Annotated in this window: 14 protein-coding genes and 1 other annotated feature; of the genes, 11 read left to right on the top strand and 3 right to left on the bottom strand. The window is 39.0% G+C overall.

Annotated features, from left to right (window positions below):
* Nucleotides 1-15 precede the first annotated feature (15 nt).
* A complete protein-coding gene (locus tag JCM10596_RS14330) occupies nt 16-1,107 on the top strand; it encodes an ABC transporter permease (protein ID WP_025027725.1) in 1,092 nt (363 codons plus the stop codon).
* A gap of 74 nt (nt 1,108-1,181) precedes the next feature.
* Complete coding sequence (locus JCM10596_RS14325) at nt 1,182-2,150, top strand: superoxide dismutase (RefSeq protein WP_025027724.1); 969 nt, start codon at nt 1,182-1,184, stop codon at nt 2,148-2,150.
* Between the two features lie 56 nt (nt 2,151-2,206).
* Here JCM10596_RS14325 and JCM10596_RS14320 read toward each other — a convergent pair whose 3' ends face one another.
* Nucleotides 2,207-2,728, bottom strand: coding sequence for a L,D-transpeptidase (locus JCM10596_RS14320; RefSeq protein WP_025027723.1), 522 nt, complete (start codon nt 2,726-2,728; stop codon nt 2,207-2,209).
* A 132-nt stretch (nt 2,729-2,860) separates the two neighbouring features.
* On the opposite strand from JCM10596_RS14320, the gene JCM10596_RS14315 reads away from it, so the two are divergent.
* Nucleotides 2,861-3,679: a histidinol-phosphatase HisJ family protein gene (locus tag JCM10596_RS14315; RefSeq protein WP_025027722.1), complete on the top strand. Its 819-nt coding sequence runs from the start codon at nt 2,861-2,863 to the stop codon at nt 3,677-3,679.
* 132 nt (nt 3,680-3,811) lie between these two features.
* Here the strand turns inward: JCM10596_RS14315 and serA are convergent, their stop codons facing one another.
* Together serA and JCM10596_RS14305 are read right to left on the bottom strand one after the other, a co-directional pair.
* Nucleotides 3,812-5,401, bottom strand: a complete 1,590-nt coding sequence (serA, locus tag JCM10596_RS14310; RefSeq protein ID WP_025027721.1) for a phosphoglycerate dehydrogenase — start codon at nt 5,399-5,401, stop codon at nt 3,812-3,814.
* 126 nt (nt 5,402-5,527) lie between these two features.
* Nucleotides 5,528-5,771, bottom strand: a binding site (T-box leader).
* Between the two features lie 191 nt (nt 5,772-5,962).
* Nucleotides 5,963-6,877 carry a hypothetical protein gene (locus tag JCM10596_RS14305; protein WP_025027720.1) on the bottom strand — a complete coding sequence of 305 codons (915 nt, stop codon included), beginning with the start codon at nt 6,875-6,877 and terminating at the stop codon, nt 5,963-5,965.
* A 119-nt stretch (nt 6,878-6,996) separates the two neighbouring features.
* On the opposite strand from JCM10596_RS14305, the gene JCM10596_RS14300 reads away from it, so the two are divergent.
* The 8 genes from JCM10596_RS14300 (at nt 6,997) to JCM10596_RS14265 (ending at nt 14,128) form a co-directional block, all read left to right on the top strand.
* A complete protein-coding gene (locus tag JCM10596_RS14300; protein ID WP_025027719.1) occupies nt 6,997-8,073 on the top strand; it encodes a YpbB family protein in 1,077 nt (358 codons plus the stop codon).
* Nucleotides 8,051-9,667, top strand: a complete 1,617-nt coding sequence (locus JCM10596_RS14295) for a RecQ family ATP-dependent DNA helicase (RefSeq protein WP_025027718.1) — start codon at nt 8,051-8,053, stop codon at nt 9,665-9,667. The genes JCM10596_RS14300 and JCM10596_RS14295 overlap by 23 nt, the downstream gene beginning before the upstream one ends.
* A complete protein-coding gene (locus JCM10596_RS14290) occupies nt 9,667-10,239 on the top strand; it encodes a CPBP family intramembrane glutamic endopeptidase (protein WP_025027717.1) in 573 nt (190 codons plus the stop codon). The genes JCM10596_RS14295 and JCM10596_RS14290 overlap by 1 nt, the downstream gene beginning before the upstream one ends.
* Nucleotides 10,240-10,263: 24 nt before the next feature.
* A complete protein-coding gene (locus JCM10596_RS28025) occupies nt 10,264-10,962 on the top strand; it encodes a LysM peptidoglycan-binding domain-containing protein (protein ID WP_025027716.1) in 699 nt (232 codons plus the stop codon).
* 98 nt (nt 10,963-11,060) lie between these two features.
* Nucleotides 11,061-11,948 carry an acyl-ACP desaturase gene (locus tag JCM10596_RS14280; protein ID WP_025027715.1) on the top strand — a complete coding sequence of 296 codons (888 nt, stop codon included), beginning with the start codon at nt 11,061-11,063 and terminating at the stop codon, nt 11,946-11,948.
* A 117-nt stretch (nt 11,949-12,065) separates the two neighbouring features.
* Nucleotides 12,066-12,614 carry a class I SAM-dependent methyltransferase gene (locus JCM10596_RS25665; RefSeq protein WP_034681390.1) on the top strand — a complete coding sequence of 183 codons (549 nt, stop codon included), beginning with the start codon at nt 12,066-12,068 and terminating at the stop codon, nt 12,612-12,614.
* A gap of 15 nt (nt 12,615-12,629) precedes the next feature.
* Nucleotides 12,630-13,595, top strand: coding sequence for a CBASS cGAMP-activated phospholipase (locus JCM10596_RS14270; RefSeq protein ID WP_025027714.1), 966 nt, complete (start codon nt 12,630-12,632; stop codon nt 13,593-13,595).
* Nucleotides 13,592-14,128, top strand: coding sequence for a TVP38/TMEM64 family protein (locus JCM10596_RS14265; protein WP_025027713.1), 537 nt, complete (start codon nt 13,592-13,594; stop codon nt 14,126-14,128). The genes JCM10596_RS14270 and JCM10596_RS14265 overlap by 4 nt, the downstream gene beginning before the upstream one ends.
* The last annotated feature ends 1 nt before the right edge of the window (nt 14,129 follow it).

Genomic DNA, 14,129 nt, shown 5'->3' with positions numbered 1-14,129 from the left:
GAGTTTACGCGAAGAATGAAAGCATACGTACAACTAACCATCGCTCAATTAAAATTATTTGCCAGAAATAAAACCGTTATATTCTGGACAACCTTATTTCCTCTTTTTTTAATGATTGTATTGGGATTGTTTTTAGGAGGGGGAGGAGGCATCTCGATCTCTTTGGCTTGGGTGGATGAAGACCGATCTGAGTATTCCCTGCAAATGAAAGAGTCATTTCTTGCTGTAGAAGCGATCAAACTACAAGAAATAACCGAGGCTGAACTGGCAAAAAGTCAGGTAGAAGAAGGAGATTTTTCTTTTGCTATTATTATTCCTAAGGGGTTTGGGGATCAGGTGACGGATCAATCTTCCTTGCCTTCCTTCGATGTTTATTATGATGAAATAAACCAGTCTGTTGCTCAATTAGGCTTCGCGATTATTGAGCAGGCGGTGGATTCTCTCAATAAAGAGCTTGTTCATTATGAAGAAACGGTTTTCTTTGAAAGAAAGGGAATTAAGTCCTTAGACTTGAGCTATCTTGACTTTTTAGTTCCCGGAATAGCGGCACTTATGATTCTTTCTAGTAATATGAATGGAGTCGCAGCGCAGATTTCATCGTGGAGAGAACGAGGGATTTTACGCAGATTACAGTCGACGGGATTGAAAGCAAGCACGTTTATTGCGGCGCAAATTACCGCTAGAATGGTTTTAAATCTATCTCAATCGCTTCTGGTGATTCTAATTGGGATCTTCGTCTTAGGAGCGCAGATGAATGGGAACTGGCTGTTGTTATTATTCTATCTGATTTTAGGTGTCTTAGTGTTTATGTCCATTGGCTTTATCATTGCAAGCTTGGCTAAATCGCCTGAGCATGCATCACCTATTGCTGGATTTCTCTCTTTCCCTATGATGTTTTTAGGCGGGATTTTCTTTCCGATTTCGAATATGCCTGAATTTCTACAGCCTGTCGTCTATAGTATTCCAATCGCACACTTAGCTGATGTGCTAAGAGAAGTGATGAATGTTGGCTCTGGGATTGTAGATCTGTGGATTCCGACAGCTGTATTATTAGCCTGGTTTATAGGCAGTTTTGCGGTGGCAGCTAAAATATTTAAATGGGAATAAATCAATCAGGTCTTCTACACATTTTTTCTGTTTAGATCATATATTAACCTCGAGTATACACCTAGGAGGTTATTATGGAGAATCATCAACAGATTCAATCATATTTACTTCAGCTGCTTCAATGGGTCGAATCGGCGCAAAAGGAATGGAAAAGCTCCTGTATTCAGCGTAACAAGGGAGAAAGGCTGCTTCGAGCAGAGGAGCAAATGGAGAATGAGTTAGAAAGGATCAAAGAGGACATTCTTACCCTTCAAAGCAAAAGGGTGGGCTCAACCCCTTTAGTAGAAGAAGTGGCGAAAATAAAATCTAGGGCGGAGCAGTTTTACCAGGGGTGGGAAAGAGTAGCAAGTGATTCAAGAACAACGCCTGAGGAACGGCAAGCTTTTTTTTCAAACTCTCAACATGTTCCTTATTCTCCAGTCCCCATAGGAGGGCATCAATTACCACCACTCCCTTATGATTATACGGCACTGGAACCTTACATTTCAGAAGAAATCATGCGCCTTCATCATACCAAACATCACCAAAGCTATGTTGATGGTCTTAACAAAGCGGAGAAGAAGATGCTTGAAGCTAGACAAAAAGGGAACTATGAGCTGATCCGGCATTGGGAAAGAGAAGCGGCTTTCCACGGAGCAGGTCACTATCTTCATACCATCTTTTGGAATAATATGAGCCCAGCTGGAGGTGGAGTCCCTCACGGAGAGCTAGCTAAGCAAATAGAAAAGGATTTTGGCAGCTTTGACTTATTTAAGAGTCACTTTACTCATGCAGCAAAAGAAGTGGAGGGAGTAGGGTGGGCTATCTTAGTCTGGGCTCCTAGATCGCATCGTTTAGAAATACTCCAAGCAGAAAAGCATCAATTTTTAAGTCAATGGGATGTCATCCCCATCCTTGTCTTAGATGTTTGGGAACATGCTTATTATTTGCAATATAAAGCAGATAAAGAAAAGTATATTCAAAATTGGTGGAACGTAGTGAACTGGAAATATACCAATGAGAGGTTTAAGAAAGCAAAAGAGATAAGATGGGAGCCTTATTAAAAGGAACCCAAGGATAAAAAAAGTTGTTCTCTAAGTAGTGAAGAGAACAACTTTTTTTATTTTACCTGAGGATTATTAATAATATAGACTGGAGTATGGAGAGGAATATGACGGTGAAGCCATTCGATATCTTTGTTATTCATACGAATACAGCCTTGACTAACATAGAGCCCAATGCTGCTTGGATCATTTGTTCCATGAATTCCATATTTATATCCATTCGTATGAGGGACATCTAATCCCATCCACCTGCTTCCTAAGGGATTTTCAGCAGCGCCTCCCGGAATATCCTTTGGGATATACCAAGGGTTGGTGACTTTATTTACAATCGTAAATCGTCCTTCAGGCGTTAATTCTTTGTTTTTTCCTGAGGCGATCGGAAAATGATAGACCCGATATCCATTAAGATAAACACTCAGCTCATTGGTTGCTTTGTTAATTAATAAATAAACTCCTTCATAATCTAAATTCTCTAGTTCCTCCGAATGGGCGGTTGCACTACCAGGAATGGAAGGCAAGAATAAGGTCAAGCTAGTGATTAGAAGTACTTGAACGAAAAGACGAATGAAAGGTGACATCCTAGAACCTCCCTCTGATAGAAGTCTACTTTATTTTCCCCGATCTTTTTTCCTTCATTCTTGGATAGGATTGGCTGGGGGAACATGTTAGAATATATGTTATAAATAGATATAGATAGAGGAGTGGACAGAGTGTTAACAGATTATCATGTGCATATGATTGAAAGTGGAGATTTTTCAGTAGACTATCTGAAAAAATATCTGGAGCAGGCTAGGAACCGGGGCATTGATGAGCTAGGAATATCGGAGCATGCCTATATGTTTTATGAGTCCAAGAATATTATTACGAACAATGAATGGGTAGAAAATCGACGCAAATTACACATGAAGGACTATTTGGCAATGTTTGAAGCAGCGCAGAAAGAGGGACTGGCTGTAAAAATGTCGATTGAAATGGATTATACTCCAGGGAAAGAAAAAGAGATGGAGGCATTCATTAATCAATATCCATTTGATTATGTCATTGGGTCTATTCATTGGTTAGGAGATTGGGGCATTGATCTTGCGATTCATCGGAGTGAATATGATAAAAGGGATATTAATGAAGTATATGAAGCCTATTTCGATCAAGTCGTCACCTTGGCTGAGTCCAAGCTGTTTGATTTTATTGGGCATATCGATCTAGTTAAAATTTTTAAATATAAGCCTACAGATCAACAGTTTTTAGAACAGCAATATGATCGTGCAGTATCTGCCCTAGCCAAATCAGGTACAAGCATAGAAATTAGTACAGCAGGCATTCGAAAACCAGTGGGAGAAATCTATCCTGATCCTGTATTATTAAAAAAATGCTATGAAGCTGGAGTAAGCATTGTGCTATCTTCTGATGCTCATCAGCCTCTACATGTTGGAGAGGACTATGACAAAGCGATTGCTTTAGCGAAATCAGTTGGGTATACAGAGGTACAAGTGATCACACAAAGGAAAAAAGAAGCCTCCCCATTAGGATAGAAAATAGAAGATAGAACGAGAATGAGGAATATAGCTGATTAAATGAAAAAAGCCTATGATCCATATCAAGGATCATAGGCTTTCAGACTTTATTGGTTCATTATTTTCAATAAGATCTTCATATCCGAACGCTTAGATCAGATCGATTTCCGTCACATTCATGACTTCACTTAATTCACCTAAGTGATCTAATACATCAGGTGCTACAGGCTTATCTACCGTTAACATCATAATAGCATCTCCACCCACATCAGCTCGTCCAACTTGCATCGTTCCGATGTTGACCTCATGAGATCCTAATAGTGTTCCCACTCGTCCGATTACTCCTGGGCGGTCATTGTGGCGAATATAGATGATATGTCCATTCGGGCTGACATCAACTACATAAGAATCGACTTTGACAATTTTAGCTCCATAACCATTGAGAAGGGTCCCGGATACGATTCTTGTTTCTTGATTTGTTTTAAGAGTAACGGTAATTAGATTTGTAAATCCTTTTGAAGAAGAAGTCTTTTGTTCTGTAATTGTTAATTCTCTTTGTTTCGCGATATGTGGAGCATTGACATAGTTTACTTCGTTTCCTAAGTGATAAGAGAGAATTCCCTTCACAATGTTTCTTGTCAGTGGTGCTACATCGACATCATTCAGATCCCCAGAATAGGAAACCAAGAGCTCTTGATGAGCGCCGACAGAAAGCTGAGCGATAAAAGAGCCTAATCTTTCAGAAAGGTGGAAGTATGGTTCAACCTTCTTCAGCACGTGTGCAGGAATAGAAGGGAGGTTCACTGCATTCTTAAATGGCTCATTTCTTAAAACATGCAGGATTTCAATACTTACATCAATGGCAACATTCTCTTGAGCTTCTACAGTGCTTGCCCCTAGGTGAGGAGTGGCAATCACTTCTGGTAGGTCTAGGAGTGGGTGATTTGTGGCAGGCTCTTCTTCGAAAACGTCTAAGGCAGCCCCTGCAACCTTCTTGTTTTTAATCGCTTCATATAGAGCATCCTCGTTAATGATTCCACCTCTAGCACAGTTTAAGATATGCACGCCATCCTTCATTTTGTTGAACTGATCATAACTAATAATGTGTTTCGTTTCTTTGATTAATGGAGTATGAACAGTGATAAAATCAGCAGCAGCTAATACTTCATCTAAGCTAGCTCCTTGAATACCAAGCTTTTCAGCTTTTTCTGGAGTAAGATAAGGGTCGAAGGCTACAACTTTCATATTGAATCCTTTTGCTCTTTTGGCAACTTCAGTCCCAATTCGACCTAAGCCTACAATTCCTAAGGTTTTTCCGTTTAACTCAACGCCAACGAATGATTTACGATCCCATACTTGGTTTTTTAACTTATGATAGGCTTGAGGAATTCTGCGAGCCAATGACATCAGCATGGAAAAGGTATGCTCAGCTGTAGAGATCGTATTCCCGTCTGGGGCATTAATGACAACAACACCATGTTGAGTTGCAGCAGGAAGATCAATATTATCGACTCCTACACCAGCGCGTCCAACGACTTTCAATTTCTTAGCATGTTCAATAATAGCTGGGGTTACTTTGGTCTGGCTACGAACAACTAAGGCATCATATTCTCCAATAATCTCAATGAGTTCTTCCTCAGATAGTCCGGTTTGACGAACAACCTCAACATCTGGAGCATCAATCAGGGCCTGAATTCCATCATCACTTAAGGGATCGCTAATTAAAATTTTATACGTCATTTTTCTCTCCTCCTATGGTTTACCTCTATTATTATAAGTTGATGACTAACAATGTACTCATTCACAGTGAGTTAAACAGAATGGAAGCGTTAATAAAAAAGATCTTTCACCCCTTACTATTTGAAAGTAAGGGGCGAAAGATCGAAATATCTTCGCGGTACCACCCTTGTTCACTGCACTCTCACGAGAAACAGCCTTAATTGGTTGATTAACCAAAAGCATATAACGGTGCACACCGTATAGACCTACTGGTGAAATCGTTCAGTCTACAGACTCTAAAGCGCTATACATAAGGCGGAACACCGATTTACACCAACCACCGGCTCTCTGAGGAACCAACCCTTATGCATTTCTTTATCCTTGTCGATACAGTTTTAAATTGTTTGATATTTTAGTTAATAATTTAACACGGTTATGTAAGGGAGTCAATCTTTTTTTTGCTCTTTTTGAAGAAATATTTACGAACGGAGGATTGTGATTTTTACATAATGTTCGTCATTATACAGAAAAAGAAGCTTAATTCACCAAAAGGTGGAAAGCTTCTTCGTCTTTATAGGAGGTTCAGTTGGGGAAAAGCGGAATCATAGGTGATGGCTGATCTTGGTAACGGTGATTTTGTTGCAAATATTCTCCTTGTCGTACTGACCCACTGGCAATCAATACCTCAATAGCCTCAGATACTTTTTGAATCGAGGTTTCTCCTGTTGCTGTGAGTGAATCTAAGTACATGGTCACATCTTCTGGGTTAAAGAATGAAAGGATTTGCTTCTCTCCTAAGATTTTGGCGACTAGCTCATTTTTTTGATGAAAGCGCAAAGCAGACCACTGGGTTAAGGAAAAGCTTGAGGTCTGTTCGAAAACTTTGGGTGATTCACGGGTAATATAGATGCTCTCCCAGCGTGAAATCCCCTCATAGAAGTAAATTTGACCACGCAACCAGTGGTTTTGTCCTTTCTTCAACTGTTCATTTGTTTTGAAAAATTGACTTATTTGATCAGGGTCATCTGTTTGACTTTGTGCCAAGCTTTTGATTCCAGCCTCAATGGAGGAAAGAGCACTCATATATTCTGTATAGCTTTTTTGTAATAAGGGAGAAGCAGTTGGAGTAAGAGCGTTCTCTAGCTCCTTCTTGGTTTTCTTGGATTGAGCTTGAATATGTTTAATGAGAGCAGCTGAATCAGATTTTCCTTCAGGACGATGCATCCGGTTATAAAAGTCTAAGTAATTCTTACGAAATTCATGAAATGGAACGTACACATTATAATAATAAATGGCGAATTCAGTATGAGAATACTGGCTTCTCGATTCGTTTGTGTCCATTTCTTCAGTGTCTAATGTAAGGTATTTTTCAAACTCTTCTGAGGCTTTTTGCTTTCCTACAGAGGCACCAAGAAAAAATCCCCCGATAAAAAAAGCTACGATTAATAAGATCATATAGACAAACATTAAATCAGTTTTGGATAAACGAGTGGACATACTTCACCCTCCAGACAAAAGAATAGTTTATGTTGTTCTAAACGTCGGTAATAAAATAAGACCAATAGATAAGAGAAATGGTAAAATAATTGTAAAAGTAAAAAGGTGTGTGTCGAGTATTGTTAAAAGGAATAGATCTGATTTTGCTTCATATGGCAAATCGAATAGAGCGTCAACGTAGCCTTGCAGGGTGCTTTCATATCTTAACTGGCAAGAAAAGTGGACAAGCGATTCAAGATGCAACCCTATTTGGGTATCAAAATTGGTTTGGTTTGTTTCCTGATTGGAATCGATCGCATTTTGAATCCTTGGTTCAAGAACTCATGATGAATGGTAAGCTAGTCCCTGTAGACAATATGTGTATTCTTTCTAGAGAAGCGAAGCTGGAGCTTCAATATCAGCTCGAACCCCTGCACTTTGAGCAAAGAGCTTTTGCGACAGGAGCTCAAACTGTGTCACCCCAACGTGTTAAGATCTGTTGGAACCGACTTCAGTTATTGAGTCAGGTGATCTCTTTTTATCTTTCGAAAGAACAGAACTATGTTCCCCAGATATCCGATGTTACAGTTCAGAAATGGGTCAAAGGTTTCTGGCATTCGCTTTCTGATAAAGAAACCTTTATTTTTCAATTTCATAAAGCAATGAGTCGCTTTCTGACAGAGCTTGATCCGCTTCTAGCCCATTTACTGCTAGGCAGATTAAGTGGTCATCATGTTAATGCGCAAACAATCTATCAGCTCTCTCGTCAATATCAAATTCCTGAAGCGATTACTCACTTGTACCTTTATCAAGCAATTGGTCTATTATATATATCGTTACAAAGTGATGATTTTTCCACTCTTGTGCCAATAATTATGGAAGAGGAGCATGAAAATAAGGGATTGACTCAATCGACAGCAGCGACGTATAGCCTGCTCCTTAAGGGATTTTCCATACAAGAGATCAGCAACTATCGGAAATTGAAGATAAGCACAATCGAGGATCATATCATTGAAATTGCGATACATCAGCCAAATCTGGACCTCTCTCAATTTGTTCGTCCAGAGGTAATCGAGGAAGTATGTCACATTAGCGATCAATTGGGGACTCAAAAGATAAAACAAATTAAAGAACATATAGACCCTTCTGTAAGCTATTTTCAAATTAGGTTAGCTCTTGTTAGGAGGAAACAATATGAAAGAAGCTCTCATCATTGAACAGGAAAGGCTCGAAGCTATCCTGGGGAAGGTATATGGTCATTCTAGCTTTCGGGAAGGGCAGCTGGAGATTATACAATCCGTTTTAGAGGCAAAGGATACGCTTGTGATCAAGTCAACAGGAGCAGGGAAATCTTTGTGCTATCAGCTTCCTTCATTGTTTTACGAGGGGCTGACTTTGGTGATCTCACCCCTTATTTCTTTAATGGAGGATCAAGTTAGTGAAGCGAGAAAAAGAGGGAGGAGAGATGTGATTTCCTTTCATAGTGGGTATTCATTAAAAGAAAAGGAACTTATTCTGGCCAATTTACGCAATATTCGCTTGCTCTATATCTCTCCAGAGGGACTAAACAATCAGCCTCTTATTCAAGCCCTAAAAAAAAGAAAAGTTTCTTTATTTGTAGTGGATGAGGCTCATTGCATTTCTCAATGGGGACATGACTTTAGAATGGAGTATCTTGAGCTGGCAAAGGTACGATCTTTCTTTCACAATCCGCCTTGTTTGGCAGTGACGGCTACAGCAACTGCTGAGGTAAAACAAGATATCATTCAATTTCTAAATCTACATCAGCCTCAAGAGTTTATTTATTCTGTTGATCGTCCAACAATAGCCATAAAAGTTGAAAAAGTAGGGACAGAAAGAGAAAAAGATGAACGAATCCTTCAATTGATTCAGAAAAGAAAGGATACGGGAATGATATATTTTTCCTCCAGACATAAAGCAGAGGAGTTCACATTTTATTTACATCAGAAGGGGATTCATGATGTTGCGTATTATCATGGTGGGATGAGTACTGAAGAGCGTCAGATGATTCAGCAACAGTTTTTAGCCAATGAGCTTCGACTTATTTGTGCAACCAACGCCTTTGGCATGGGTGTTAATAAGCCCAATATTCGATTTGTCATCCATTATCATTTTCCTAGCTATTTAGAGGGGTATGTTCAAGAAATGGGTCGATGTAGTCGAGATGGAAAGGAAGGATTATCCTATGTTTTCTATCAGACTGGAGATGAACAAATTCCTTATCGTTTTATTGAACAAGAATTTTTGAGTGCAGATCAGATTGGAAAATTAATGGAGTCTATTCAGTTGGCACTGCCTGAACAGCATCCTGTCATGTTCCAAGAGCTTACCTATTCACTAGAGTGTTCTTATCAGGCGCTTCATTTTGTAGCTCACCACTTGGAGCAAATGGGAGTATGTACCTACCAGCGTTCTTTGCAGCAGATAACTCTAAATTCACCACTGAAACAAAATGTTGAAAAGATCAAAGAGGAGTTAAATGACATGATTGAAAAGCAAAGAGGGAGAAGAAGAAAAAAAATTGCAGAAATGTACTATTGGCTTACTCTTGATGAAACTTCTTGCAGAAGAAGCTTCATCCTTGATTATTTTTCTGAGCAGGATTCAAATAAGATGGAACATGATCTGGAGAAGCCTTGTTGCGACTTATGTGGTATTGCAGAGGAGTGGATCTTCCAGGATATAGATACACAGCAAACAATCAAACAGAATACTTTGGTTTCTCAGAACAATCTAGGCATACAAGAGAAGATAGATAGATTGTGGCCAATAAAGGTGAGTGTGCACTGATGGATCTTAGAGAGAAGCTAAATCAAATAGATAATCAAACTCTATATTTTAATTTAATCCTTACACAACTTGTCTTATTTCTTACAGGATTTATCCTATACTTTTTATTTTTGCGTAAGACTCTCCCCATTACGATTCTTTACCATGTACAGGACTTAGAGAAAAATGTAGTAATAGGGATACTATTTGCCGTAGGAGTGATCGTTGTAGATGTTTTGTGTATGAAGTTTTTACCAAAGCATTATTTTGATGATGGAGGAGTGAATGAACGATTATTTCGAGATATAAATCCTTTTCAAATCGCTCTGATTGCTTTATTGGTTTCTTTTGTAGAGGAGTGGTTATTTCGGGGAATCCTACAGAATTTAATCGGGATCGTTGGTGCCAGTGTCATTTTTGCGGTGATCCATTACCGCTATTTTAGGCATTGGTTGTATGCCTCTATCATCATTTTGCTAAGCTTTGGTTTCGGTTTTCTCTATGAGTGGAGTGGCAGTCTTTGGACGGTGATTTCCGCGCATTTTGTCATTGATTTTTGTTTAGGTCTGATGATAAGGTATAAATATCTCTAAAAGAGGGTAAAGGTGGTGGTTATTTTGTCAAATAATCAGTTAGATCAATCACAAGCAGATAGAAGATTAGAAAGAGGAACATTACCTCCTCGACATATAAAACATGGCAAGAAAAAGCCGGAATCAGCAGGTGAAGAAAGCAATAGGGAAGAAACAGGAGTTAAAAAGTCTCCTTCAAAAGCATTTTCATTTATCATTCAGAGTCTTTTCTGGTCTTTATTTTTGTTTATTTTTGCTATATTTGGATTTGCTATGCATAGGGATGGGAATCTTGACTGGCTTTTCAAGCCACCAACAGAACCAACAATTCAAATGGAAACCGGAGAGCCCAAGGATAAACAGGATTCAGATGCTGATAACGGTGGAGTTGACGGAGAGGATATGACTGAATCGGAAGAGGAAAATGTGGAACAAATAGATCAACAAACAAATGAAAATAATAAGGAAGCGGATAAGGAAGAACAGGCAGCAGAAAACGAAAAAGAAGAACAAAAGAAAGAGGAAGAGGTCAAAAAAGATGAAGCTCCCTCTAGCTCAAAGCCGGCTGCAACTCCTAAGGTGATCAAAGAGCATGTTGTTCAGCCAGGAGAAACATTTTACCGAATTACGGTCAATTATTATGGGTCAAGCTCTTATCAAGAATATTTAGCCAAATTTAACAATATTTCTGACACGACCCAAATTCAAGCTGGGACGAAGTTGAAGATTCCGGAAAAACCATAGAATATTCATTTTTTTATCACGGATTATTATGTTATAATAGGACCTAGTAATAAAAATGCTTTTTCCTAAGAGAACAAGGGAAATAAAGGAGTGTACTTATGGAATTCAGAGATCTAGATCCTAAACTAGAACCAAAGTTAACGGAGTTATATAGATTGCACAAAGAAAGAGCGTCAAATATTGATTGGGGATATCATGATTTTCTACCGTGGGACAAGGCTCAGGACTTTCGTAGAGTCCCTTGGGATGAAAGTCAGGTAACCTTGCCACCTGCTCTGGTAACAGCAGTTGAAACGGCGTTATTAACGGAAGTAAATCTACCATGGTTTACGAGTTACCTACACTCAACCTTCAAAGGATCATTATCTGTGATCATTGATTTTATCCATACTTGGACAGCAGAGGAAGATCAGCATTCCAATTTATTAGAAACTTACTTGCTAATTACCCGAAATGTAGATCCTAATCGTTTGCATCAATTGAGAAAAATGGTCGTTGAAGGTGGGTTTGAGCCTGATTTTAGTACACCAATTGAATCAATGGCATACACAACCCTTCAAGAGCTAGCTACAATGGTCTTTTATAACAATGTAGCGAAAGTGGCTGGACCCTATGATAAGGATCTTGCCACATTGTTACGTCGACTAGCGAAGGATGAAACGCTACATTACGCATTTTATCGTGATGTTGTTAAAGCACATTTGGAACTAGACCCTAACTACATTACGGAAGTGGCGAATGTTGTGATCAACTTCCAAATGCCTGGAGCGGTTATGCCTGATTTCGAAGATCGTATGTCCATTATTGCTAAAGAGGCAAACTATGGTCCATTACAATATTTTGATCAGGTCCTTGATGTTGTCGTCGATTATTGGGAAATTCGTGATTTGCAGCCTACACATCCCGAAGCAATCGAAGCGAAAGAACAGATCTTAAAATATCACGGGCGTTTACTTCGAGTAAAAGAAAGATTTAGTCGTAAATAAAGTAGATTTCCATAGAGAGAAGACAGTTCTGGATTTCCAGGCTGTCTTCTTTTTGCATAAAATTCAAGATCAGCGGGAAGATAATGAGGACTAAATATGAAATAGGTGGGGAATGTGATGAATAAAATGGAATTTTTACAGGGGTTTTTAAGATCGCCCCTTGAGGTTGGGAGCGTGATTCCAAGCTCTAAGTTTATGGTAAATAAGGTCATAAACTGTATTTCTCAAGAAAAGCCGCAAACCATTGTAGAGCTTGGTGCAGGTACAGGTGTTTTAACCAGAGAGTTAGTCAAGCATTGCAAAGATAAGGACACTCTTATTGTTTTTGAAAAGGATGAACAAATGAGAAGGAACTTAACAAGAGAGTTTTCAGGCATTTCTCTATATGCGGATGCTCTAGATCTGGACAATGTTTTAGAGCAGCTTGGTACAAATCAAGTGGATTGCATCATTTCTGGTCTGCCCTTTACTTTATTTCCTAATGCAAAGAAGGAAGAGTTGTTTGAAAAAATCTATTCTAGACTAAAAAACAATGGTTGCTTTGTAATGTACCAATATACTACACAGCTAAAGCACCGTTTACGAGAAATGTTTGATGATGTGAAAATTCATTTAGTTTGGCTAAATCTCCCTCCTACCTTTGTCTATGTGTGCAAGAAAAAATAAAAAGGAATGAGATAGGTGAAGGTTCTTTCTATAGATGGAGGGGGAATTAGAGGGGTCTTTCCAGCCACAATCCTTCAATGTATCGAGCAAAGAGTAAAGGAACCAATCCACAAGCATTTTGACCTCCTAGCTGGGACAAGTACGGGTGCTATAATTGCCGCTTCCTTAACATTGGAAAAAAGCATGTCGAATGTAGTGAAAATGTATGAAATACATGGAAAGGATATCTTTCATAAACAATCGTTCTTAGCTCTGTTTCAAACTTTTTACAAGAACAAAAGGCTCAAAAGTGCCTTGCGTGATTTTTTTGGAGAGATTCGCTTGGGCGATATTTCTATTCCACTGGTCATACCAACAGTAAATATTTCAAAAGGAAAAACCCATGTATTTCGTTCAGGTTATTTTCATGAAAGTCCAGAGGATCACTCTATTTATTTATGGGAGGCGGTCTTATCCTCTTGTTCGGCTCCTATTTTCTTTCCTCCAATTCGAGCAGATCATAGATTTTTAGCTGTAGATGGTGGATTATGGGCTAATAACCCTTCCTTACTCTGTTTAACCGAGGCAATGGTGCAATTCGGTCAAACAATCTCGGATATACAGATGCTCTCTATTGGCACAGGAGAACAGGAGATTTGTTTTCCTGCTAGAAAGGCAAAAGGGTGGGGGATTCAAAGCTGGCTCCCTCTTCAATTTCACCCTTTTAAATTAACGCCCAAATTGTTAGATTTAGCCCTCAATCTATCTTCGGAGTCGATTTCTGCTCAATGTCAGGTACTATGCGGTTCAAAGTATGTGCGAATTAATCAAGAACTGCATCAAGAAATTCCATTTGATGACGTGACGTCTGTAAGAAAACTCATTCAAATGGCAGAAAAGGTATACCAAAAACAGCAGAAAGACATTCTTCCATTTTTTGAATCGACTCCTGATGAGAAAAATCATGGTGGAGGGGAAACGAAGGGATACAAGGAGATATGAAGAAATGGTTGGTTCTGTTCTTGTATTGTGTATTATTGTTTGCAGCCTACTACAGAAGGGAAGGAATCTTAGCTTGGATTGAAACAGAGGATCCAACGATTATACCTATCATGTTTCTTTTGGCTACATTTTTAGCCCTATTCCCAGTTCTGCCTTTTACCCTGTTTGCTGGAATGATGGGAGCGAAATATGGATTAATGCTTGGGAGCCTTATTAATTGGTCTGGTTCTCTCATTGCTTCAATTCTTATGTTTATTGGAGCGAGGTATTTCTTTAGTCAATGGCAATGGAACAAGAATAGCAAAACGGCTCTTAATAAACTCTTGCTCAAAATTGGAAATCGCACCTTTCTACTTGTTCTTGTAGGAAGGCTATCCTTCGTGATCCCACCGCCTATGATTAACCTTTACGCAGCGAAGAGTATTATTTCCCTAGGTTCTTTTGTTCTCGCAACCGGGATAGGAGAGATTCCCATTATTATTGCTTGTACTTATTTTGGTGATCAAGTAATAAATCATTTTACAAGGAGTTGAA

Source organism: Caldalkalibacillus mannanilyticus JCM 10596, from assembly GCF_000615945.1.
GTDB lineage: Bacteria > Bacillota > Bacilli > Caldalkalibacillales > JCM-10596 > Bacillus_AT > Bacillus_AT mannanilyticus.
The sequence above is the reverse complement of the archived record's forward strand: the minus strand, read 5'-3'. Positions and strand labels throughout refer to the sequence as shown.